The organism is Enterobacter sp. RHBSTW-00975 (assembly GCF_013615235.1).
GTDB classification, from domain to species: Bacteria; Pseudomonadota; Gammaproteobacteria; order Enterobacterales; family Enterobacteriaceae; genus Enterobacter; species Enterobacter ludwigii.
On sequence record NZ_CP055883.1, the window covers coordinates 1,516,594 to 1,541,237 of the forward strand.

A 24,644-nucleotide genomic window follows, 5' to 3' on the forward strand; every position below is an offset into this window, starting at 1 on the left:
TAAAGAATTGCGCGTTTAAAACGCAGCAAAATAGTTTCGGCGCATTGCCCAAGCGTCACGGTACAACCGAACGGAAAGCGCATTCGTAAAGGGGATACAACAGGATAAACGTCAGGACGTTATCTGAAGCGGAGGACCCAAACGGCGGCGAGGCAACAGGCAGAACCTACTCTGCGGCATAATTATAACACCCTCACAAAAAATATGCGGAAAACATTTAGGCATTGGGCATAAAGAGCGTTCTTGGTACCCAGAAGTCTCGCGGCAGCTTCTCCTGACGGCAAACGTCCAGATGTTCTATGTAGTGGCGGCGGGGGATTTCAACCGCGCCGAGCGAGGCAGTATGCTCATTGAGGACCTGACAATCCATCAGTTTTCCGCCGCGCTGGGCAAACTCCTGGCAGAAGATCAGCAGCGCGGTTTTCGAGGCATTCACGGCACGGGAGAACATCGATTCGCCGCAAAACAGCGTCCCCTGCGCAACGCCATACATCCCGCCGACGAGTTCACCGTCTTGCCAGACTTCAATGGAGTGCGCGAAACCCAGCTCATGCAGCTGGTGATAGGCGGTAATGATATCGCGGGTGATCCAGGTTCCTTCATGACGGTCTTCGGCACAGCCTTCAATGACCTGACCGAAGGCATGATTCAGGGTGACGCGGTAGGGTGATTTCGCATGGAAACGCTTCATGCTGCGGCTCAGGTGAAACTGCGCCGGCCACAGCACGGCACGGGGATCGGGCGACCACCATAAAATCGGGTCGCCGGGTGAAAACCACGGGAAAATGCCGCGCTGGTAAGCCATCAAAAGCCGCGCAGGACTGAGGTCGCCGCCAAGGGCCAGCAGCCCATTAGGTTCACGCAGCGCTCCCTCCGGCGAAGGGAACGCGATGTTATGACGAGAAAGCTGGACCAGGCGCATGACAGCAGAACTCCAATACGCGAGTTAGGATCGGTACAAATATAGTCTACAGACGCTGTTTAAACTGGTAGTAGCGACCCTGTTTCGCCAACAGTTCTGTGTGACTACCTTGCTCAATAATATGTCCGTTGTCCATCACAATTATCTGATCAAAACTCGCCAGCCCGCGCAGGCGGTGGGTGACCATCAGCACGGTTTTTCCGGTCATAACATGGGCCAGTAAATCAAGGATTTGGCTCTCGGTTGTTGCGTCCAGCCCTTCGGTGGGTTCATCAAGCAGCATCAGCGGCGCATCGTGCAACAACGCGCGTGCAATCGCCAGACGGCGCAACTCGCCGCCGGAGAGCTGACGACCGCCTTCCCCGAGCCAGCCGTTCAGCCCGTCGTTCTCAAGCAGTTTTTGCAGCCCAACCTGCTCCAGCATGGCGCGCAGATCATCGTCGGAGGCCTGAGGTGCCGCGAGCAGCAGGTTATCACGCAGCGTTGCGCTGAAGAGGTGCACTCGCTGCGGAACCACGCTCACGGTCTTGCGCAGCGCCTGTTCGCTAAAGTCGGTCAGCGGCGTATCGTTAAACCGAATCTGACCGTGCTGCGGATCCCAGGCGCGGGTCAGCAACTGAAGAAGGGTGGATTTACCGCAACCGGTACGACCGAGGAGCGCAATCCGCTGGCCTGCTTTAACAGACAGCGTGATCCCTTCCAGCGCGTTCTGCGCCTGTTTTTCATAGGCAAAGGTGACGTTATCCAGGGTCAGCGCAACCTGGGTCGGCACGGCGGTCTGAGCGCCGCTGAACGTAACTTCCGGCTCCTGCTCGGCAATCTGGGTGATGCGCAGGGCAGAAGCGATGACCTGCCCAAGATGCTGGAAGGCGCCCGTCACCGGGGCCAGCGCTTCAAACGCGGCCAGGGCGCAGAAAACGAAGAGAGCAATCAGAGGGCCGGGCTGGGTATTCCCGCCTACGCCACCTGAAGCCATCCACAGCATGGCGATGACCGCCACGCCGCCGATTAACATCATCAGCGCCTGGGAGAATGCCGTCAGCTCCGACTGGCGGCGCTGAGCTTCATGCCAGTTCAGCTCAGTGCTTTCCATTTGACTGCGATAACGCGAGCTGGCACCAAAAATGGTCAGTTCCGCCTGTCCCTGCAGCCAGGATGTCAGCTGTTGTCGGTAGTCCCCTCGCAGTCGCGTCAGGTTCTCGCCAGTGGATTTACCTGCACGATAAAACAGCGGTGGCAGGATAATCAGCGTCAGCAGCATGATGCCACCCAGCGTGAGCGCAACGGGAACGTCCAGAACCGACAACCCCAGCGTGACCACCACAATCACCACAAACGCCCCCACGATGGGTGAGATCACGCGCAGGTAAAGGTGATCCAGCGTGTCGACATCGGCTACGACACGGTTGAGTAACTCACCCTGACGAAAACGTGCCAGCCCGGCAGGGGAGAGGGGTAGCAGTTTGCTGAAGGTGTAAATGCGCAGGTGCTGTAGCACGCGGAAAGTGGCATCGTGGCTGACCAGACGCTCAAAATAACGTCCAGCAGTACGCGTGATTGCGGTGCCGCGAACGCCTGCCGCCGGAAGCATATAGTTAAAGCTGTATAAACCCGCGAACCCCGCGACGGCCGAAGCGGACAAGAACCAGCCGGAGAGCGTAAGCAGACCGATGCTGGCAAGCAGGGTAACAATCGCCAGCACAATGCCCAGCAGCAGCATCCATTTATGGCGTTTATAGAGCGCAAGATAGGGAAGCAGAGCACGCATCAGATATCCTCCTGACGGTTTGCCAGCAGGGTGGCAAACGGGCCCTGCGCGGCAACGAGAGAGGCGTAATCGCCTTGCTCAACAATATGACCATTTTCCATAACCCAGATCTGATCCCAGTCAGCAATACCTTCCAGCTGATGGGTGACCATCAGGGTGCTCTGCTGCCGCGAGGCCGCATTCAGGGCATCCATGACGCGTTGCTCACTGTGTGCGTCAAGGCTCGCTGCTGGCTCGTCGAGCAGCATGAGCTGGCATGGGTTAAGCAGCGCGCGGGCAACCGCCACACGCTGGGCCTGACCGACTGACAGGCCGGCAGACTGGTCACCGACAACGGTATCGACACCCTGCGGAAGCTGCGGCAGAAACTCGCTGACCCAGGCGCGGTCGAGAACGGATTGCAGTTCATCGTCACGCGCATCCGGGCGAGCCAGCAGCACATTGTCTCGCAGCGTGGCGGCAGGAAGCTGAGGGTTTTGTCCCACCCAGCTAAGCTGTTTACGCCAGGCAAGCGGATCGAGATCGCGCAGTTCAGTTTGGTTGATCCGCAGCGATCCGGTGTAGGCCATAAAACCCGATAGCGCATTGAGCAGAGAGCTTTTCCCTGAACCGCTGATGCCTACGAGCACCACACGTTTTCCGGCCGGAAGGGTAAAGTTAAGCGGGCCTGCCAGCACGTTGCCTTCAGGCGACAGAATGGAGAAATCACGCGCTTCAAGGGTAACCGGCTCTTTGGCGTTCAGGGTCACGTCACCGCGTTCCGGATGCGCCAGTGGCGTTTCCATAAACGTCTTCAGGCTGTCAGCCGCGCCCACGGCCTGCGCTTTTGCATGATAGAAGGTGCCCAGATCGCGAAGCGGCTGGAAAAATTCGGGGGCCAGTATCAGCGCAAGGAAACCGGCTGAAAGGGTCACAGCCGTGCCGTAGTGGCCAAAATCCAGCGCGCCGAGATACGAGAAGCCAAAGTAGACCGCCACAAGTGCAATCGACAGCGAGGTAAAGAATTCGAGTACGCCGGAGGAGAGGAACGCCAGACGTAACACTTCCATGGTGCGCTGACGGAAATCCTGCGATACGAGGCGGATATTTTCAGTTTCCGCTTCACCGCGGCCAAAAATGCGCAACGTTTCCATGCCGCGCAGACGGTCAAGGAAATGGCCGCTTAAGCGACCCAGAGCCAGAAAGTTACGTCGGTTAGCGTCCGCGGCACCCATGCCCACCAGCGCCATAAACAGCGGGATCAGCGGGGCTGTGCCCAGCAGGATCAGCGCTGCCATCCAGTTGACCGGGAAAATGGCGATGACAATCAGCAACGGAACGAAGACGGCTAGCGCCATCTGTGGCAGATAGCGCGCATAGTAGTCATGCATATCGTCAATCTGCTCAAGGATCAGCGTCGCCCAGCTTCCCGCGGGTTTACCCTGGATCCACGCCGGACCGGCCTCCTGAAGGCGGTCAAGCACCTGACGGCGGATCTCATAGCGGATATGCTGTCCGGCGTGAAAACCCACGCGCTCACGCAGCCAGACCACCCAGGCACGAAGAACAAAAATCAGGATCAGGACGATAAAGGGCAACAGGAGCGCTTCGCGCGGAATGTTCTCCATGATCATGTGATTAAGAATGCGGGCCAGCAGCCATGCCTGGGCAACAATCAACAGACCACTGACAAACCCCAGAAAACGGGAGATTGTTAGCCAGCGGCGGGAAAGAACGCTTTGCTGTTTCAGCCAGCGTGTTAACTCTTGTTGACGGGTTTTTTCCATTGCGTACTTAGCAGGTGACGTTATTAGAAGTTGGGCAGCGCAATGTTACAACGGAGAGACAATAAAGGCGACTTATCGCCGCCTTTATTTACGTTTGTTACTGACTTGTAAAGATTATTTACCTTGTTCCGCCAGCCCGTCGAGGTAGCGTTCCGCGTCCAGCGCGGCCATACAGCCGGTGCCAGCAGAGGTGATCGCCTGACGGTAGATATGGTCCATCACATCGCCAGCAGCGAATACGCCAGGAATGCTGGTCTGGGTCGCGTTGCCGTGAATACCGGACTGCACTTTGATGTAGCCGTTTTCCAGCTCCAGTTGCCCCTCGAAAATCGCGGTGTTCGGGCTGTGACCGATCGCCACAAACAGACCCGCCACTTCCAGCGTTTCGACGTTATCGGTGTTCTGGGTATCACGAATACGCAGACCGGCAACGCCCATCTGATCGCCCGTGACTTCTTCCAGGGTACGGTTGGTGTGCAGCACGATATTGCCACTCGCCACTTTATCCATCAGACGTTTGATCAGGATCTTCTCTGCGCGGAAGGTGTCACGACGGTGGATCAGGTGCACTTCAGAGGCGATGTTCGCCAGATAAAGGGCTTCTTCCACGGCAGTGTTGCCGCCACCGATAACCGCCACTTTCTGGTTGCGATAGAAGAAACCATCGCAGGTTGCGCAGGCGGAGACGCCACGGCCTTTGAATGCTTCTTCAGACGGCAGACCGAGGTAACGGGCAGAAGCGCCGGTCGCGATGATCAGCGCATCACAGGTGTACTCGCCGCTGTCGCCCGTCAGACGGAACGGACGGTTCTGCAGGTCAATCTTGTTGATATGATCGAACAGAATTTCGGTTTCGAATTTCGTCGCATGCTCGTGCATACGCTCCATCAGCAGCGGCCCGGTCAGGTCGTTCGGGTCGCCTGGCCAGTTTTCCACTTCCGTGGTGGTGGTCAGCTGACCGCCTTTTTCCATGCCGGTAATCAGAACCGGTTGCAGGTTAGCGCGTGCAGCATAGACCGCCGCGGTATATCCCGCAGGTCCAGAACCAAGAATTAGCAGCTTACTGTGTTTGGCCGTGCCCATGAGATCCCCATTGTTGTTGGCAGACATTTGGCTGGATTGTAGGGAATTTGTTGCCGTAAAAAAAGAGCGCAGCAATTTTGATATCGATATGTGCAATAGCCAGCGACGATGAATTAAGCGCTATAACATCACGCTTTGCGCCGAAATTCGCTCGTTTGTACGGCAATAAAATGAGGATTAATACCCTGCCGTAATGAATATCCGGCATGTTGTACTAAAAATCGATGTTTTGCTTTGACAATCCCCTGCGCTTTTGCGAAAACATTCAAGGAAGAAAAAAAACCGCGTTAACCGCATGCCGCATAGGCATGCACGTAAATGCCATTTTTACCGGGTCAGTGAAATCTACGCATGGCGTGGACAGACGCCATACGTGATATCGGTGACTGCCTTCGGGCAACGGTCTTCTTACCAACAGAACCCGAATCCGCATCGCGTCTAATACATAACCAGGCGATGTGATGACTAACGGGTACAGGCTCTGAACAGTGATGTGCACAGGGTCCAGGCAGGAGTAGGGAAGGAATACAGAGAGACAATAATAATGGTAGATAGCAAGAAGCGCCCTGGCAAAGATCTCGACCGTATCGATCGTAACATTCTTAATGAATTGCAAAAGGATGGGCGTATTTCCAACGTCGAGCTTTCAAAACGTGTGGGACTTTCCCCGACGCCGTGCCTTGAGCGTGTGCGCCGACTGGAAAGACAGGGTTTCATTCAGGGCTATACGGCTCTGTTGAACCCGCATTATCTGGATGCCTCACTTCTGGTATTTGTTGAGATTACTCTGAATCGTGGTGCGCCGGATGTGTTTGAGCAATTTAACGCCGCTGTACAAAAACTTGAAGAAATTCAAGAGTGTCATCTGGTATCCGGTGATTTCGACTACCTGTTGAAAACCCGTGTGCCTGATATGTCCGCCTACCGTAAGCTGCTGGGTGAAACCCTGCTGCGTCTGCCGGGCGTGAATGACACCCGTACCTATGTGGTGATGGAAGAAGTCAAACAGAGCAATCGTCTGGTTATTAAGACGCGCTAACACGGAACAGGTGCAAAATCAGTGTAGTTTGATTACACTCCTGTTAATCCATACAGCAACAGTGCCGGGGATACCCGGCGCTGTTGTCCGTTTTAGCAAACAGGCAGGATATGCCTGATACCTGGAGAGCCTTTCTTGAGCCAGGAATACACTGAAGACAAAGAAGTCACATTATCGAAGCTAAGCAGCGGACGTCGTCTCCTCGAGGCTTTGCTGATTGTTATTGCCCTTTTTGCCGTCTGGCTGATGGCAGCCTTACTCAGTTTCAACCCCTCAGATCCCAGCTGGTCACAAACCGCCTGGCATGAGCCTATCCATAACTTAGGCGGTGTTCCCGGCGCCTGGCTTGCAGATACGCTCTTCTTCATTTTCGGGGTGATGGCCTACACCCTTCCCGTCATTATCATTGGCGGATGCTGGTTTGCCTGGCGCCATCGTCAAAACGATGACTATATCGACTATTTCGCGGTGTCGCTGCGCCTGATTGGCGCACTGGCGCTGATCCTCACCTCGTGTGGGCTGGCGGCTATCAACGCCGATGATATCTGGTATTTCGCCTCTGGCGGGGTGATCGGCAGCCTGTTGAGTTCTGCGCTACAGCCCATGCTTCACAGCAGCGGTGGCACGCTTGCGTTGCTCTGCATCTGGGCGGCAGGACTGACGCTGTTCACCGGCTGGTCGTGGGTGAGCATCGCTGAGAAGATCGGCAGCTTTATCCTCACCCTCCTGACCTTCGCCAGCAACCGTACCCGTCGCGACGATACGTGGGTTGACGAAGATGAATATGAAGATGAGTACGAAGAGGAAGACGATGCTCCCGTTCAGCGTCGCGAATCTCGTCGTGCCCGCATTATGCGCGGCGCGCTGGCGCGTCGTCAGCGTGTTGCCGAGAAATTTGCCAACCCGCTAGGCCGTAAAACCGATGCGGCGCTCTTCTCCGGCAAACGCATGGATGAAGACGATCAGGTTGAATATCGTGCAGCCGGTGCGGCTGTCGATCCAAACGATGTGCTCTTCTCCGGCAACCGTGCCACGCCGGGGGCGTTTGATGAATACGACCCGCTGTTAAATGGCCACTCCGTGACCGAGCCGGTCGCTGCAGCGGCCGCCGCCACTACGGCTTCACAGGCGTATGCCGCTCCAGCCGATGCGGTGATGCCTTCAGCACCGGTTCCACCACCCGAATCCGCCATTCAGCAACCTCAGGTGGAGTGGCAAACCGCCCCTGGCGCTCATACGCCTGAGCCGGTTATTGCGCCAGAGCCAGAGAGCTATATTCCTGTCCAGCAGGAAGCCTGGCAGCAGCCTTATCAGCCGGAGCCGGCATATGAGCCTCAGGGATATCCGCAGTACGCGCAGCCTGCCGCACAGCCTCATCAGGAGTACGTGCCGGAGCCGGTTGAACCTGAACAGCCATACGTAGCGCCTCAGCCAGAGCCTGACGTGGTGGAAGAGGCGAAACCGTCTCGTCCGCCATTGTACTATTTTGAAGAGGTCGAAGAGCGTCGTGCCCGCGAGCGTGAACAGCTGGCGGCCTGGTATCAGCCTGTGCCTGAACCGGTGCAGGAGCCTGTAACCAAAGCACCTTCTGTTTCGGTTCCTCCGGTTGATCCAACGCCTGCCGTTGCACCTGTTGCTGAAAGCGTGAAGCAGGCTACAGCGGCAGCCGCCGCGGCTGCCCCGGTCTTTAGCCTCGCCACAGGCGGTGCGCCACGTCCACAGGTGAAAGAGGGCATTGGCCCGCAGTTACCTCGCCCAAACCGTGTTCGCGTGCCAACGCGGCGTGAGCTGGCCTCCTACGGTATTAAGCTGCCTTCTCAGCGTATGGCTGAGGAAAAAGCGCGCGAGAATGAGTATGAAGATGACGTTGATGAAATGCATCAGGATGAACTGGCGCGCCAGTTCGCCGCCCAGCAGCATCAGCGCTATGGCGAAGAATACCAGCATGAAGCGCATCATCCACAAGACGAAGATGACGCGGCTGAGGCGGAATTAGCGCGCCAGTTCGCGGCCACGCAGCAGCAGCGTTATGCCGGTGAGCAGCCTGCCGGAGCGAATCCGTTCTCGCTGTCGGATTTTGAATTCTCGCCAATGAAAGATCTGGTTGATGATGGCCCGAGCGAGCCGCTGTTCACGCCGAGCGTGATGCCGGACGCTGAACCGACGCGTCCGCAGACTGCGCCAGCACCGCAAGCGTATGCACAGCCGCAACAACCGGCACCGCAGGCGTATGCACAGCCGCAACAACCGGCACCGCAGGCGTATGCACAGCCGCAACAACCGGCACCGCAGGCGTATGCACAGCCGCAACAACCGGCACCGCAAGCGTATGCACAGCCGCAGCAACCGGCGCCGCAGGCTTACGCGCAACCGCAGCAACCGGCACCGCAAGCGTATGCACAGCCGCAGCAGCCACTACAGCCGCCGCAGTTCCAGCAGCCTCAGGCACAGCCGCAGGAGAGTCTCATTCACCCGCTGCTGATGCGTAACGGCGACAGCCGTCCGTTGCAGCGTCCAAGCACGCCTCTGCCGTCGCTGGATCTGTTAACTCCACCGCCGGCTGAAGTCGAGCCGGTCGATACCTTTGCTCTTGAGCAGATGGCTCGTCTGGTGGAAGCGCGTCTGGCGGACTTCCGTATCAAGGCTGATGTGGTCAACTACTCCCCAGGGCCGGTGATCACTCGCTTCGAACTTAATCTGGCACCAGGCGTAAAAGCCGCGCGTATTTCTAACCTTTCCCGTGACCTGGCGCGGTCTCTGTCGACCGTGGCGGTGCGTGTTGTAGAGGTTATTCCGGGTAAACCTTACGTCGGTCTTGAACTGCCGAATAAGAAACGTCAGACCGTTTACCTGCGCGAAGTCCTGGATAACGCGAAGTTCCGCGATAACCCGTCACCGCTGAGCGTGGTTCTGGGTAAAGATATTGCGGGCGAGCCGGTGGTGGCCGATCTGGCAAAAATGCCTCACCTGCTGGTGGCAGGTACCACCGGCTCCGGTAAATCCGTCGGTGTGAACGCCATGATCCTCAGCATGCTCTATAAAGCGCAGCCGGAAGATGTCCGTTTCATCATGATCGACCCGAAAATGCTGGAACTGTCGGTCTATGAAGGTATCCCGCATCTGCTGACAGAAGTGGTTACCGACATGAAAGACGCGGCCAATGCCCTGCGCTGGAGCGTGAATGAGATGGAGCGTCGCTACAAGCTGATGTCTGCGCTGGGCGTGCGTAACCTTGCCGGTTATAACGAGAAAATCGCCGAAGCGGCACGGATGGGCCGCCCGATTCCGGACCCTTACTGGAAACCGGGCGACAGCATGGATGCCCAACATCCGGTGCTGGAAAAACTGCCTTACATCGTCGTGCTGGTGGATGAATTCGCTGACCTGATGATGACCGTCGGTAAAAAAGTGGAAGAGCTGATTGCACGTCTGGCGCAAAAAGCGCGTGCGGCCGGCATCCACCTGGTTCTGGCGACGCAGCGTCCGTCTGTGGACGTCATTACGGGTCTGATCAAAGCGAACATTCCAACCCGTATCGCGTTTACCGTATCGAGCAAAATTGACTCGCGTACTATTCTCGACCAGGGTGGCGCGGAGTCGCTGCTGGGTATGGGGGACATGCTTTACTCTGGCCCGAACTCTACCTCTCCGGTGCGTGTTCACGGCGCATTTGTTCGCGACCAGGAAGTTCACGCCGTGGTGCAGGACTGGAAAGCGCGCGGTCGTCCGCAATATGTTGATGGCATTACCTCCGATAGCGAAAGCGAAGGCGGGGGTGGTGGCCTGGACGGCGGCGAGGAGCTGGATCCGTTATTCGACCAGGCGGTTAACTTCGTCACCGAAAAACGTAAAGCTTCTATCTCGGGTGTGCAGCGTCAGTTCCGCATCGGCTACAACCGCGCAGCGCGCATCATCGAGCAGATGGAAGCGCAGGGCATTGTGAGCGAGCAGGGGCACAACGGTAACCGTGAGGTGCTGGCACCGCCGCCGTTTGATTAACCTTCAGTGATTGCAAAGAAGGGTAAATCAGCCAAAATTAAGCATTTTCTTCTGTCGCCTGCCTTCGGGCAGGTACACAATAGAGGGCAGAACCCCATATCGGGATGACGTATTTTAAGGAATAACAATGAAAAAAATCGCAATCGCCTGTGCATTACTCACCAGTTTTGTCGCCAGCAGCGTCTGGGCTGATGCAGCCAGCGACCTTAAAAGCCGACTGGATAAAGTGAGCAGTTTCCACGCCAGCTTCACGCAAAAAGTGACTGACGGCAGTGGCAATGCGGTGCAGGAAGGTCAGGGGGATTTGTGGGTAAAACGCCCGAATCTGTTTAACTGGCATATGACTCAGCCGGATGAGAGCATCCTGGTTTCTGACGGTAAGACCCTGTGGTTCTACAACCCGTTTGTCGAGCAGGCTACCGCGACCTGGCTGAAAGACGCGACCAGCAATACGCCTTTCATGCTGATTGCGCGTAACCAGTCCAGCGACTGGCAGCAGTACAATATCAAACAGAATGGTGATGAGTTTGTTCTGACGCCGAAAGGCAGCAATGGCAACCTTAAACAGTTCACCATCAACGTGAGCACCAACGGAACCATCAATCAGTTTGGTGCGGTTGAGCAGGACGACCAGCGTAGCAGCTACCAGCTCAAGACCCAGCAAAACGGCGCGGTTGACGCGTCTAAATTCACCTTTACCCCGCCGCAGGGCGTAACGGTGGACGATCAGCGCAACAAGTAAGAGGCATGAGTGAGCAATCTGTCGCTCGATTTTTCTGAGAATGCGTTTCAACCTCTGGCCGCGCGTATGCGGCCAGAAAATTTAGCGCAGTACATCGGCCAGCAACACCTGCTGGCTGCGGGGAAACCCTTGCCGCGTGCCATTGAGGCCGGGCATCTGCACTCCATGATCCTCTGGGGTCCACCCGGTACAGGCAAAACCACGCTCGCGGAAGTTATCGCCCGCTATGCTAACGCGGATGTCGAGCGCATCTCGGCGGTCACGTCCGGCGTGAAGGAGATCCGCGAGGCGATTGAACGTGCGCGGCAGAACCGCAATGCCGGGCGACGTACCATTCTCTTTGTCGACGAAGTTCACCGTTTCAATAAAAGCCAGCAGGATGCTTTCCTGCCGCACATTGAAGACGGCACCATTTTCTTCATCGGTGCCACCACCGAAAACCCGTCGTTTGAACTCAATTCCGCACTGCTTTCCCGTGCACGTGTTTACCTGCTCAAATCCCTGACCGTGGAGGATATTGAACAGGTTCTCACGCAGGCGATGAACGATAACGCGCGCGGCTACGGCGGGCAGGATATCGTTCTGCCTGACGACACGCGCCGGGCGATCGCTGAGCTGGTTAACGGCGACGCCCGCCGGGCACTCAATACGCTGGAAATGATGGCCGATATGGCCGAAGTGGATGCGTCCGGCAAGCGGGTACTGAAACCGGCGTTGCTCACCGAGATCGCCGGGGAGCGCAGCGCGCGTTTCGACAATAAAGGCGATCGGTTTTACGATCTGATTTCGGCACTGCATAAGTCCGTGCGCGGCAGCGCGCCCGATGCGGCGCTTTACTGGTATGCCCGTATTATCACCGCCGGTGGCGATCCGCTGTATGTGGCCCGTCGCTGCCTGGCGATTGCCTCTGAAGATGTCGGGAATGCCGACCCGCGCGCCATGCAGGTGGCTATTTCGGCCTGGGACTGCTTTACCCGCGTCGGGCCTGCTGAAGGCGAGCGTGCTATCGCTCAGGCGGTTGTTTATCTGGCCTGCGCACCGAAAAGTAACGCTCTCTATACCGCCTTTAAAGCGGCCATGTCCGACGCTCGTGAACGCCCGGATTATGACGTGCCGGTTCATCTGCGCAATGCGCCGACCAAACTGATGAAAGAGATGGGGTATGGGCAGGAATACCGCTACGCCCACGACGAACCCAATGCCTACGCCGCCGGGGAGGAATATTTCCCGCAGGAGATGGCACAAACCCGCTATTATCACCCCACAAACAGAGGTCTTGAAGGCAAGATTGGCGAAAAGCTCGCCTGGCTCGCCGGACAGGATCAAAATAGCCCTATAAAACGCTACCGTTAGTGCGATCGTTGCGGTAATGTTGGCAATGTATCCCTGTGGCCGCAGGCTGTGGTCACATTTTCCTATTTTAATTCGATAAGCACAGGATAAGCATGCTCGATCCCAATCTGCTGCGTAATGAGCCAGACGCAGTCGCTGAAAAACTGGCACGCCGGGGCTTTAAGCTGGATGTAGATAAGCTGCGCGCTCTTGAAGAGCGTCGTAAAGTTCTGCAGGTACAAACTGAAAATCTGCAGGCAGAGCGTAATTCTCGATCGAAATCCATCGGCCAGGCGAAAGCGCGCGGGGAAGACATTGAGCCATTACGCCTGGAAGTGAACAAACTGGGTGAAGAGCTGGATCAGGCGAAAGCGGAGCTGGACGTGCTTCAGGCCGAGATCCGTGATATCGCGCTGGCGATCCCGAACATTCCTGACGATAGCGTACCTGTCGGTAAAGATGAAAACGACAACGTTGAAGTGAAACGCTGGGGCACGCCTCGCGAGTTCGACTTCGAGGTTCGCGATCATGTGACCCTGGGCGAAATGCATGCCGGCCTGGACTTTGCGGCCGCAGTTAAGCTGACCGGTTCTCGCTTCGTTGTGATGAAAGGCCAGATTGCTCATCTGCATCGCGCTCTGGCGCAGTTTATGCTGGATCTGCACACCGAGCAGCACGGCTACAGCGAAACCTACGTCCCGTATCTGGTTAACCACGATACGCTGTACGGTACTGGCCAGCTGCCAAAATTTGCCGGCGATCTGTTCCACACCCGTCCGCTGGACGAGGAAGCTGACAGCAGCAACTACGCGCTGATCCCAACTGCGGAAGTGCCGCTGACTAACCTCGTGCGTGATGAGATCATCGACGAAGACGACCTGCCAATCAAACTGACAGCACACTCTCCGTGCTTCCGTTCTGAAGCGGGTTCTTACGGTCGCGACACCCGTGGTCTGATCCGTATGCACCAGTTCGACAAAGTAGAGATGGTGCAGATTGTCCGCCCGGAAGAGTCGATGGACGCGCTGGAAGAGATGACCGGCCACGCTGAGAAAGTGCTGGAGCTGCTGGGTCTGCCGTACCGTCGTATGGCGCTGTGCACCGGTGATATGGGCTTTGGTGCCTGCAAAACCTTCGACCTGGAAGTCTGGGTTCCTGCGCAGAATACCTACCGTGAAATCTCCTCCTGCTCTAACGTCTGGGATTTCCAGGCGCGTCGTATGCAGGCACGTTGCCGCAGCAAGTCTGACAAGAAAACCCGTCTGGTGCATACCCTGAACGGTTCTGGTCTGGCTGTCGGTCGTACACTGGTTGCCGTGCTGGAAAACTATCAGCAGGCGGACGGTCGTATTGAGATCCCTGAAGTGCTGCGTCCGTACATGAAAGGCCAGCAGTACATCGGTTAATGATTTGACGTGAAACAAAAAAGCGCCTCAGGGCGCTTTTTTTATACCTTAGAATTGATACGACGCAATAACCCCTCCCTCCAAAGTAGTAATAATCCTCCGAATGAAAGTCAGCATAAAAAACCAATAACGAAGTTATTCGTTATATATAAAACTATATAGCGGCTTATGCCGCCTCTCTTTTCTTTGTGAGCAACCAAAGTGAGTCTCTATGAAAATCAAAGCGCCTGAAGCGTTAATGGCTGCCGAGGTCACTCGCCGTGGGTTGATGAAAACCACGGCAATTGGTGGTCTGGCCGTTGCCAGCAGCGCCTTTACGCTCCCTTTTTCTCGTCTGGTGTCGGCGGCGGATGCACTGTCCCCGACCACCCCGGAAAAAGTGGTGTGGAGTGCCTGTACCGTAAACTGCGGTAGCCGTTGTCCACTGCGTATGCATGTGGTGGATGGTGAGATTAAATATGTCGAAACCGATAATACCGGAGACGATAACTACGAGGGGTTACATCAGGTCCGCGCCTGCCTGCGCGGCCGTTCAATGCGTCGTCGCGTTTATAACCCGGACCGCCTGAAGTACCCGATGAAACGCGTTGGCAAGCGTGGAGAAGGGAAGTTCGAGCGCATTAGCTGGGATGAAGCCTACGACATTATCGCGACGAACATGCAGCGTCTGATCAAAGACTACGGCAACGAATCCATCTATCTGAACTATGGCACCGGGACGCTCGGCGGCACGCTGACCCGCTCCTGGCCACCGGGGAAAACGCTGGTGGCCCGTCTGATGAACTGCTGCGGCGGTTATCTGAACCATTATGGCGACTACTCTTCGGCGCAGATTGCCGCCGGTCTGAACTACACCTACGGTGGCTGGGCAGACGGTAACAGCCCGTCTGATATCGAAAACAGTAAGCTGGTGGTGCTGTTCGGCAACAACCCGGGTGAAACGCGCATGAGCGGTGGCGGGGTAACGTACTACCTCGAACAGGCGCGCGCCAAATCGAATGCCCGCATGATTATTATCGACCCGCGCTATACCGACACCGGAGCAGGGCGTGAAGATGAGTGGATCCCGATTCGTCCTGGCACCGATGCTGCGCTGGTCTCCGCGCTGGCGTGGGTGATGATCACTGAAAATCTGGTCGATCAGCCGTTCCTCGATAAATACTGCGTCGGTTATGACGAGAAAACATTGCCAGCCAGCGCGCCGGCTAATGGCCACTATAAGGCCTATATTCTCGGTCAGGGCAGCGACGGTATTGCCAAAACGCCTGAATGGGCGTCCACCATCACGGGAATTCCGGTAGACCGTATTGTTCAACTGGCACGAGAGATTGGCTCGGCTAAACCGGCCTATATTAGTCAGGGCTGGGGTCCACAGCGTCATGCGAACGGTGAAATTGCCACCCGTGCCATTTCGATGCTCGCCATTCTCACGGGTAACGTGGGCATTCATGGCGGTAACACGGGTGCGCGTGAAGGCTCCTATGAAGTGCCGTTTGAACGTATGCCGACGCTGGAAAACCCGGTTCAGACCAGTATCTCCATGTTTATGTGGACTGATGCCATTGAACGCGGCCCGGAAATGACTGCGCTGCGTGACGGCGTGCGGGGTAAGGACAAACTGGATGTCCCGATCAAGATGATCTGGAACTACGCCGGAAACTGTCTCATCAACCAGCACTCTGAAATTAACCGCACCCATGAAATCCTGCAGGATGACAAGAAGTGCGAGATGATTGTGGTGATCGACTGCCACATGACATCTTCGGCAAAATATGCCGATATTATTCTCCCGGACTGCACGGCCTCTGAGCAGATGGATTTCGCGCTGGATGCCTCCTGCGGCAACATGTCCTACGTCATCTTTACCGATCAGGCCATTAAACCTCGCTTTGAGTGCAAAACCATCTATGAGATGACCTCTGAGCTGGCGAAACGTCTTGGCGTTGAGCAGCAATTTACCGAGGGGCGCACGCAGGAAGGGTGGATGCGCCATCTGCATGAACTCTCCCGCAAAGCGATCCCTGACCTTCCGGATTTCGATACCTTCCGTGAGCAGGGGATGTACAAACAGCGTGATCCGGAAGGCCACCACGTGGCGTACAAAGCTTTCCGTGACGATCCGCAGGCCAATCCGCTGACCACGCCATCGGGCAAAATTGAAATTTATTCAGAAGAGCTGGCAAAAATTGCCTCTACCTGGGAGTTACCGGAAGGGGATGTTATCGATCCGCTGCCGATCTACACGCCGGGCTTTGAAAACTACAACGATCCGCTGACCGCGAAATTCCCGCTGCAGTTGACCGGCTTCCACTACAAAGCGCGTGTTCACTCCACCTATGGCAACGTCGACGTACTGAAAGCTGCCTGCCGTCAGGAGATGTGGATTAACCCGATGGATGCCAAAGCCCGTGGGATCAGCAATGGCGACCGCGTGCGCATCTTTAACGGTCGCGGTGAGGTACACATTGAAGCCAAGGTGACTCCGCGCATGATGCCTGGCGTTGTCGCGCTGGGGGAAGGGGCCTGGTATAGCCCGGATGCGAATCGCATCGACCAGGCAGGCAGTATTAACGTACTGACCACGCAGCGTCCGTCGCCACTGGCGAAGGGCAACCCGTCCCACACGAACCTTGTTCAGGTTGAAAAGGTGTAAGGAGTAACCGATGACAACCCAGTATGGATTTTTTATTGATTCCAGCCGCTGCACCGGGTGCAAAACCTGCGAGCTCGCCTGCAAGGATTACAAAGATTTAACCCCGGACGTCAGCTTCCGCCGTATTTATGAATACGCGGGCGGTGACTGGCAGGAAGACAACGGTGTCTGGCACCAGAACGTGTTTGCCTACTACCTGTCGATTGCCTGCAACCACTGCGAAGACCCGGCCTGCACCAAGGTCTGCCCGAGCGGAGCGATGCACAAGCGTGACGACGGGTTCGTGGTGGTGGATGAAGATGTCTGCATCGGCTGTCGCTACTGCCACATGGCCTGTCCGTACGGTGCCCCGCAGTACAACGCCGCCAAAGGGCATATGACCAAGTGCGACGGCTGCCACACTCGTGTGGCAGACGGCAAAAAGCCGATCTGCGTGGAGTCCTGCCCGCTGCGTGCGCTGGATTTCGGTCCCATCGACGAACTGCGTAAAAAACATGGTCAGCTGGCGGCCGTCGCGCCGCTGCCGTCCGCGCATTTCACGAAGCCGAGCATCGTGATTAAACCTAACGCCAACAGCCGCCCGACAGGGGATACCACCGGCTACCTGGCAAACCCGAAGGAGGTGTGAGATGGGAAGTGGATGGCATGAATGGCCGCTGATGATCTTCACGGTCTTTGGGCAGTGTGTGGCGGGCGGTTTTATTGTCCTCGCGCTGGCGCTGCTGAAAGGAAATCTCACTGCTGAGCAACAACAACGTTTAGTGTTGAGTATGTTTGGCCTGTGGGTGCTGATGGGAATTGGCTTTATTGCCTCTACGCTGCACCTCGGCTCACCAATGCGCGCGTTCAACTCCCTGAACCGGGTGGGCGCGTCGTCACTCAGTAATGAAATCGCCAGCGGGGCGATCTTCTTTGCTGTGGGTGGGCTGGGTTGGCTGCTGGCAGCATTGAAGAAATTGCCGGCAGGGCTGCGCAGCGTGTGGCTGATTGTCACGATGGTGCTGGGCGTGGTGTTTGTGTGGATGATGGTGCGGGTCTATAACACCATCGACACCGTGCCGACCTGGTACAGCATCTGGACGCCGATGAGCTTCTTCCTGACGCTGTTTATTGGTGGGCCGCTTCTTGGCTTCATGCTGCTGCGCGTCGCGGGTGTTGACGGTTGGGCGATGCGTTTGCTGCCAGTCGTTTCACTGCTGGCGCTGGTGGTGAGCGCAGTCGTCACCCTGATGCAGGGCGCGGAGCTGGCAACCATTCACAGCTCTGTTCAGCAGGCATCTGCCCTGGTGCCGGCATACGGCTCGCTGATGGCCTGGCGCGTGGTACTGCTGGTGGCGGCACTGGTGTGCTGGATTGTGCCTCAGCTTAAGGGGTATCAACCCGCGCTGCCGCTCCTGTCACTGGCTTTTGTGTTGGTCCTCGCAGGTGAACTGATCGGCCGCGGTGTGTTCTATGGTTTGCATATGACCGTAGGTATGGCCGTCGCCAGTTAACGTTGCAGTGGGTGAGATAAAGCCGGGACGGAGCGCCCGGCTTTTTTTATTTTAATCATGAAATTTTTCAACTGACGTTTTGTTTTCACTTCGGGCATTAATAAATAAAAACAGATACATAATTAATATCTATAGCAGGCGTTGCATTAGCAGGATAAGTTTTTTAAATCGACAGGGAACATATCGTGCGTGGCGGTGAAACCAGTGGATTGACTTTGTTTTTGCCAGTGGCATGATGCGCACGAAATCTGAACTTCCTCACGGTTTTTAATCCATGACCATCTATACCCGGCCAGTGCTTTTATTGCTCTGTGGCCTGCTTCTGCTGACCCTGGCGATCGCAGTGTTAAATACGCTCGTCCCGCTGTGGCTCGCCCATGAAAACTTACCGACCTGGCAGGTGGGTATGGTCAGCTCGTCCTTTTTTACCGGTACCCTGCTGGGTACGCTGGTTACAGGAAGCCTGATTAAACGCTTTGGTTTTAACCGCAGCTATTATCTGGCCTCGCTGCTCTTCGCTGTCGGATGTGCCGGGCTGGGCCTGATGGTCGGCTTCTGGAGCTGGATGGTATGGCGCTTTATCGCCGGAGTGGGTTGCGCGATGATTTGGGTGGTGGTTGAAAGCGCGCTGATGTGCAGCGGCACGTCACGTAACCGCGGACGCCTGCTGGCAGCCTATATGATGGTTTATTACATCGGTACCGTGCTTGGTCAACTGATGGTGAGCAAACTGCCAACCGACCTGATGAGCGTTCTGCCGTGGGTGACGGGAATGGTGCTGGCAGCAATCCTGCCGCTGCTCTTTACGCGCATTGTGAACCAGAATAGCGAACACCAGGAAGCAACCCACGTCTGGCCAATGCTGAGACTGCGTCAGGCGCGCCTTGGCGTTAACGGCTGTATTATCTCCGGAATTGTGCTTGGTTCACTGTATGGCCTGATGCCGCTTTATCTGAACCATCAGGGCGTCAGCGATTCCGGGATCGGTTTCTGGATGGCGGTGATGGTGAGTGCGGGGATTGTCGGTCAGTGGCCGATTGGACGCCTGGCCGATCGCTTTGGTCGCCTGTTGGTGCTGCGTGTTCAGGTTTTTGTGGTGATCATGGGTTGTCTCGCCATGCTCAGCAATGCGGCGATGGCGCCTGCGCTGTTTATTCTGGGTGCCGCAGGTTTTACGCTCTATCCGGTCGCGATGGCCTGGGCCTGTGAGAAAGTTGAACACCACCAGTTAGTGGCAATGAACCAGGCGTTGTTACTGAGCTATACCATCGGCAGCCTGCTGGGACCGACCTTTACCGCGATGCTGATGCAGAATTACTCCGACAATTTGCTGTTTATTATGATCGCCAGCGTATCGTTTATTTATCTCTTAATGCTGCTGCGCAAAGTGGGAGAACACCCGACGCCTGTGGCGCATGCCTGATTAATAAAAAGCCAGTCGATGACTGGCTTTTTTGTCCCCATCACATATAAGACTTTTACGTATTGTTTGTTTATTGCACCAGGCGATAATTCAGGTGAGTTATATCACTAAAAGGCAACAATCATGTCTACTCGTCGTTTTACCACTACCGCTCTGGCAGTAGTGTTGTCTTTAACGTTTGCTGCAGCTCCGGTCATGGCTAACCCGGGTAACGGGAATGGCAGTGGTCACGGGAACAGTGGCGGACAAGGTAATGGCGGCAGTCACGGCAATTCCGGTAGTCATGGCAACGGAAATTCCGGTACCCACGGTAATAAACAAAATAACGGACAGGAAAATCCAGGTAAATCGAATAAAAGCGTCAGTGACGATGTCGACGCCCGTGTGAGCTTCGATCATGCCCGTCACCTGGCACTCAATTACGGCTTAACAGGTTATGAGTCACTGCCTCCGGGTATTGCGAAAAACCTTGCACGCGGTAAACCACTCCCTCCGGGCATTGCGAAGAAAACCGTGCCGGCTTCTATGCTGGGCCAGCTTCCTTCCTATCCTGGCTATGAATGGCGTGTCGTCGGTGACGATCTGGTCTTAATTGCGCTGAGTACTGCGGTTGTGACCACCATTATTAATGGCGTCTTCAGATAATATAAAAAAGGCCCGGTTCTCAGCGGGCCTTTTCTTAATACATTACCTTGTGGCCGTACTGTTCAAGAATACCTTTCACGCGTTCCATCGTCTCTTTCTTCGGCGGCTTAACGCCATCGAGTTTATATTCTTCGCCCATGGCGACCCACTTGTGTTTACCCAGTTCGTGGTAGGGCAGAAGCTCAATTTTCTCAACGTTGCCCATATCGCGGGTAAATTCTCCCAGCCGATGCGCGGAATCGTCATCATCTGACCAGCCAGGTACAACAACATAGCGGATCCAGGTTTTGATGCCTTTCCCGGAGATGTATTTGGCGAACTCCAGGGTACGGTGGTTGGAAACACCCACCAGATTCTGGTGGATCTCATCGTTCATCTGTTTGAGATCGAGCATCACCAGGTCGGTGACGTCGAGCAGTTCATCAATGACCGGATCGTAGCGGCGGACAAAACCGTTTGTATCGAGACAGGTATGAATGCCTTCTTTGCGACAGGCGCGGAACCAGTCGCGCACAAATTCGGCTTGCAGAATGGCTTCACCGCCGGAAGCGGTTACGCCGCCGCCGGATGCGTTCATAAAGTGACGATAGGTCACCACCTCTTTCATCAGTTCTTCGACGGTCACTTCTTTGCCGCCGTGCGTATCCCAGGTGTCACGGTTATGGCAGTACAGGCAGCGCATCAGGCAGCCCTGGAAAAAGGTGATAAAGCGGATACCCGGGCCATCGACAGTGCCACAGGATTCAAAGGAGTGAATGCGACCAATAATTGACATTGCGGTGATATCTCCAGCATCGGCCCGTCCGGGGCCTGTGTATGCACAGCTCAAAACCGGCTGTGTTTAAGTCTGTTTTGGCTGTTATCCATAGAGTATAGATAGCGGACAAAAGAGACTGTGATGGAGAGAGTGTTAAAAAGGCCCCACGTATGTGGAGCCTTTATTGTACGCCTTTTAACGCGTGATTTCAGTCAATTCCACTTACATGGACTGAGTGAAAGTACGGGTGATAACGTCCTGCTGCTGTTCTTTCGTCAGGGAGTTAAAACGTACTGCGTAGCCGGATACACGGATGGTCAGCTGAGGATATTTCTCAGGGTGTTCCATCGCATCAAGCAGCATTTCACGGTTCATTACGTTCACGTTCAGGTGCTGACCACCTTCAATGGACGCTTCGTGGTGGAAGTAACCATCCATCAGACCCGCGAGGTTAGTTTTACGTACTTCGTCGTCTTTACCCAGCGCATTTGGCACGATAGAGAAGGTGTAAGAGATACCATCTTTCGCGTAAGCAAACGGCAGTTTAGCAACGGAGGTCAGAGAGGCAACAGCACCTTTCTGGTCACGACCGTGCATTGGGTTAGCACCTGGGCCGAATGGCGCACCTGCGCGACGACCGTCTGGGGTGTTACCGGTTTTCTTACCATACACAACGTTAGACGTGATGGTCAGAACAGACTGAGTCGGGATAGCGTTACGGTAAGTGGTCAGTTTCTGAATTTTCTTCATGAAACGTTCAACCAGGTCAACCGCCATGTCATCAACGCGAGAGTCGTTGTTACCAAACTGCGGATATTCGCCTTCGATTTCGAAGTCAACAGCCAGACCGTCTTCGTCACGAATTGGTTTAACTTTCGCATATTTGATTGCAGACAGGGAGTCAGCCGCAACGGACAGACCTGCGATACCACACGCCATGGTGCGGATAACGTCACGGTCGTGCAGCGCCATCAGAGAGGCTTCGTAGCTGTACTTGTCGTGCATGTAGTGGATAACGTTCAGGGCAGTGACGTACTGTTTAGCCAGCCAGTCCATGAAGTGATCCATACGCTCCATGACTTCATCGAAGTTCAGAACGTCGCCTTTGATTGGTTCAGACTTAGGACCAACCTGCATTTTCAGTTTTTCATCAACGCCGCCGTTGATTGCGTACAGCATGGTTTTCGCCAGGTTTGCACGCGCACCGAAGAACTGCATTTGTTTACCAACAACCATTGGGCTTACGCAGCATGCGATAGCGTAGTCATCGTTGTTGAAGTCCGGACGCATCAGGTCATCGTTCTCGTACTGCAGAGAAGAGGTGTCGATGGACACTTTAGCGGCGAATTTCTTGAAGTTCAGAGGCAGTTTTTCAGACCACAGAACGGTGATGTTCGGCTCCGGAGAAGGACCCATGGTGTACAGGGTGTTCAGGAAGCGGAAGCTGTTTTTGGTAACCAGAGTACGGCCATCAACACCCATACCACCGATAGATTCCGTTGCCCAGATTGGGTCACCAGAGAACAGCTCATCGTATTCAGGGGTACGCAGGAAGCGAACCATACGCAGTTTCATGACCAGGTGGTCAATCATTTCCTGAGCGTCTTGCTCGGTGATTTTGCCCGCTTTCATATCACGTTCGATGTAAGCATCCAGGAAGGTGGATACACGACCGAAGGACATTGCTGCACCGTTCTGAGACTTAACTGCAGCCAGGTAGCCGAAGTAGGTCCACTGGATAGCTTCCTGAGCGTTGGTTGCAGGACCAGAGATATCGCAGCCATATTTAGCCGCCATTTCTTTGATCTGACCCAGCGCGCGATGCTGTTCAGCGATTTCTTCACGCAGACGGATAGTCGCTTCCAGGTTTACACCGTTTTCCAGATCAGACTGCAGGGAAACAAACTGCGCGTATTTGTCTTTCATCAGGAAGTCGATACCGTACAGCGCAACGCGACGGTAGTCACCGATGATACGGCCACGGCCATAGGCATCTGGCAGACCAGTCAGAACGCCAGATTTACGGCAGTTCAGAATGTCTTTGGTGTAAACATCGAATACACCCTGGTTGTGAGTTTTGCGGTATTCGGTGAAGATTTTTTTCAGCATTGGGTCCAGCTCGCGGTTATACGCTTTGCAGGAACCTTCAACCATTTTGATACCACCGAACGGGATGATCGCACGTTTCAGTGGTGCTTCAGTCTGCAGACCAACGATTTTCTCAAGGGCTTTGTTAATGTAGCCAGCATCGTGAGAAGTGATGGTAGAAGCAACGGAGGTGTCAAAATCAACTGGCGCGTGAGTGCGGTTTTCCAGTTTTACGCCTTCCATTACGCTGTCCCACAGCTTGGTGGTCGCGTCAGTTGCACCAGCCAGGAAGGATTCGTCACCTTCATACGGGGTATAGTTTTTCTGAATGAAGTCACGTACGTTTACTTCATTCTGCCAGTCACCTTTCGCAAAACCTTCCCAGGCTGTGGCTAACTTTTCATTAAGCTCGGACATGTAACACCTACCTTCTTAAGTGGATTTTTTATTTACTGCCTGAGATAACCATCAATGATGGTCGTCGCCACGCAGGTAAATGACCCAGTATGTCAACCCAACTAACAGACCCCCACCGATAATGTTCCCGATAGTGACAGGGATCAGGTTATCAGTAATGAAATTCATAATAGTCAGGTGAGAGAAACTTTCCGGGGTTGAACCAACAGCAGTCCAGAACTCCGGGCTTGCAAAGTTGCGGATTACAATTCCCATTGGGATCATAAACATGTTCGCAATACTGTGCTCGAAGCCGCTGGCAACAAACATCGCAACCGGCAGAACCATAATCATGGCTTTATCCATCAGGCTACGACCCGAGTAGCTCATCCAGACAGCCAGGCAGACCATCAGGTTAGCGAGGATGCCGAGAGCAACGGCTTCGATAAATGTGTGGTGCATTTTGTGGTCTGCGGTCTGCAGGACGTTGAGTCCCCAGCCACCGTTGGCGGTCATATACTCGCCAGAGAGCCACATCAACAGAACAAAGAGCAGACAGCCAATCAGGTTGCCAACATAGACATTAAGCCAGTTGCGCGCCAGTTGACCCCAGGTAATTCTTCCGCTGGCTTTTGCCACGACAATCAACACTGTAGAAGTGAAGAGGTCGGCGCCGCAGATGACGCAAAGAATCAGTCCCAGTGAGAAGCAAATACCGCCAATCAGTTTCGCCATGCCGAAAGGCATCGCGGCAGTACCGGTGGTGGCAGTGATGTAGAAGACAAACGCGATAGAGATGAACACACCAGCCGTGATCGCCAGATAGAACGTCTTCATCGGGTGTTTCGTTGCTTTATAGACACCCGCTTCTTCGGCAACTTTGGCCATAGCAGCTGGGAGTAAAAGATCAAAAGGGTTGTCAGCTTTCACACTAACTCTCTCTTTATTAAGTCGGCGACGAGATACTAACAAAGCATTATAGAAGAGAAATTGATATAGATCATATCTCGCCTGGCTTATAGGCCCGCAATGTGTATGGATTTACAGCAAAAGCGGAGTAAGTATTTGATTATCCGTATAAAAATAAATTTTAAAAGTTATGAAAAGAGTTGAATTATTTCTTTCGGCCACC

General features: G+C 55.0%; 17 protein-coding genes. 10 read left to right on the forward strand and 7 right to left on the reverse strand.

From position 1 onward, the window contains the following. Positions 1 to 217 precede the first annotated feature (217 nt). The 4 genes from aat to trxB form a co-directional block, all read right to left on the reverse strand. Entirely contained in the window at positions 218 to 922 is a 705-nt protein-coding gene (gene aat / locus HV340_RS07300; RefSeq protein ID WP_014169362.1) for a leucyl/phenylalanyl-tRNA--protein transferase, read from the reverse strand. Between the two features lie 46 nt (positions 923 to 968). Then, on the reverse strand, positions 969 to 2,690 hold the full coding sequence (cydC, locus tag HV340_RS07305; protein WP_181216400.1) for a cysteine/glutathione ABC transporter ATP-binding protein/permease CydC: 1,722 nt from the start codon (positions 2,688 to 2,690) through the stop codon (positions 969 to 971). Then, complete coding sequence (gene cydD, locus HV340_RS07310; protein ID WP_181216401.1) at positions 2,690 to 4,456, reverse strand: cysteine/glutathione ABC transporter permease/ATP-binding protein CydD; 1,767 nt, start codon at positions 4,454 to 4,456, stop codon at positions 2,690 to 2,692. Before cydD ends, cydC begins: the two co-directional genes overlap by 1 nt. A gap of 114 nt (positions 4,457 to 4,570) precedes the next feature. Beyond that, on the reverse strand, positions 4,571 to 5,539 hold the full coding sequence (trxB, locus tag HV340_RS07315; protein WP_181216402.1) for a thioredoxin-disulfide reductase: 969 nt from the start codon (positions 5,537 to 5,539) through the stop codon (positions 4,571 to 4,573). Positions 5,540 to 6,083: 544 nt separating this feature from the next. Here trxB and lrp point away from each other — a divergent pair. From lrp to HV340_RS07365, 10 genes are all read left to right on the forward strand, one after another. Then, positions 6,084 to 6,578 carry a leucine-responsive transcriptional regulator Lrp gene (gene lrp / locus HV340_RS07320; protein WP_000228469.1) on the forward strand — a complete coding sequence of 165 codons (495 nt, stop codon included), beginning with the start codon at positions 6,084 to 6,086 and terminating at the stop codon, positions 6,576 to 6,578. A gap of 135 nt (positions 6,579 to 6,713) precedes the next feature. Next, positions 6,714 to 10,577 carry a DNA translocase FtsK gene (gene ftsK, locus HV340_RS07325; RefSeq protein ID WP_181216403.1) on the forward strand — a complete coding sequence of 1,288 codons (3,864 nt, stop codon included), beginning with the start codon at positions 6,714 to 6,716 and terminating at the stop codon, positions 10,575 to 10,577. 127 nt (positions 10,578 to 10,704) lie between these two features. After that, a complete protein-coding gene (gene lolA, locus HV340_RS07330) occupies positions 10,705 to 11,319 on the forward strand; it encodes an outer membrane lipoprotein chaperone LolA (protein WP_014169368.1) in 615 nt (204 codons plus the stop codon). Between the two features lie 9 nt (positions 11,320 to 11,328). After that, positions 11,329 to 12,672: a replication-associated recombination protein RarA gene (rarA, locus tag HV340_RS07335; protein WP_020884828.1), complete on the forward strand. Its 1,344-nt coding sequence runs from the start codon at positions 11,329 to 11,331 to the stop codon at positions 12,670 to 12,672. Between the two features lie 92 nt (positions 12,673 to 12,764). After that, entirely contained in the window at positions 12,765 to 14,057 is a 1,293-nt protein-coding gene (gene serS / locus HV340_RS07340) for a serine--tRNA ligase (protein WP_008499983.1), read from the forward strand. A 211-nt stretch (positions 14,058 to 14,268) separates the two neighbouring features. Then, a complete protein-coding gene (dmsA, locus tag HV340_RS07345) occupies positions 14,269 to 16,710 on the forward strand; it encodes a dimethylsulfoxide reductase subunit A (RefSeq protein WP_040017048.1) in 2,442 nt (813 codons plus the stop codon). A gap of 10 nt (positions 16,711 to 16,720) precedes the next feature. Then, positions 16,721 to 17,338 carry a DMSO/selenate family reductase complex B subunit gene (locus tag HV340_RS07350; RefSeq protein ID WP_014169373.1) on the forward strand — a complete coding sequence of 206 codons (618 nt, stop codon included), beginning with the start codon at positions 16,721 to 16,723 and terminating at the stop codon, positions 17,336 to 17,338. Position 17,339: 1 nt separating this feature from the next. Then, positions 17,340 to 18,203: a dimethyl sulfoxide reductase anchor subunit family protein gene (locus tag HV340_RS07355; RefSeq protein ID WP_014169375.1), complete on the forward strand. Its 864-nt coding sequence runs from the start codon at positions 17,340 to 17,342 to the stop codon at positions 18,201 to 18,203. A gap of 274 nt (positions 18,204 to 18,477) precedes the next feature. Then, positions 18,478 to 19,626: an MFS transporter gene (locus HV340_RS07360; RefSeq protein ID WP_063925197.1), complete on the forward strand. Its 1,149-nt coding sequence runs from the start codon at positions 18,478 to 18,480 to the stop codon at positions 19,624 to 19,626. Positions 19,627 to 19,749: 123 nt separating this feature from the next. Next, a complete protein-coding gene (locus HV340_RS07365) occupies positions 19,750 to 20,271 on the forward strand; it encodes an anti-virulence regulator CigR family protein (protein ID WP_020884824.1) in 522 nt (173 codons plus the stop codon). Between the two features lie 34 nt (positions 20,272 to 20,305). Here the strand turns inward: HV340_RS07365 and pflA are convergent, their stop codons facing one another. The 3 genes from pflA to focA all read right to left on the reverse strand — a co-directional run bounded on the left by pflA (position 20,306) and on the right by focA (position 24,442). After that, positions 20,306 to 21,046 (reverse strand): pyruvate formate lyase 1-activating protein, encoded by a 741-nt coding sequence (pflA, locus tag HV340_RS07370; RefSeq protein WP_020884823.1) that lies wholly within the window; start codon positions 21,044 to 21,046, stop codon positions 20,306 to 20,308. Positions 21,047 to 21,250: 204 nt separating this feature from the next. Then, positions 21,251 to 23,533 carry a formate C-acetyltransferase gene (pflB, locus tag HV340_RS07375; protein ID WP_014169380.1) on the reverse strand — a complete coding sequence of 761 codons (2,283 nt, stop codon included), beginning with the start codon at positions 23,531 to 23,533 and terminating at the stop codon, positions 21,251 to 21,253. A gap of 51 nt (positions 23,534 to 23,584) precedes the next feature. Continuing rightward, positions 23,585 to 24,442, reverse strand: coding sequence for a formate transporter FocA (gene focA / locus HV340_RS07380; RefSeq protein ID WP_025204555.1), 858 nt, complete (start codon positions 24,440 to 24,442; stop codon positions 23,585 to 23,587). Between the last annotated feature and the right edge of the window lie 202 nt (positions 24,443 to 24,644).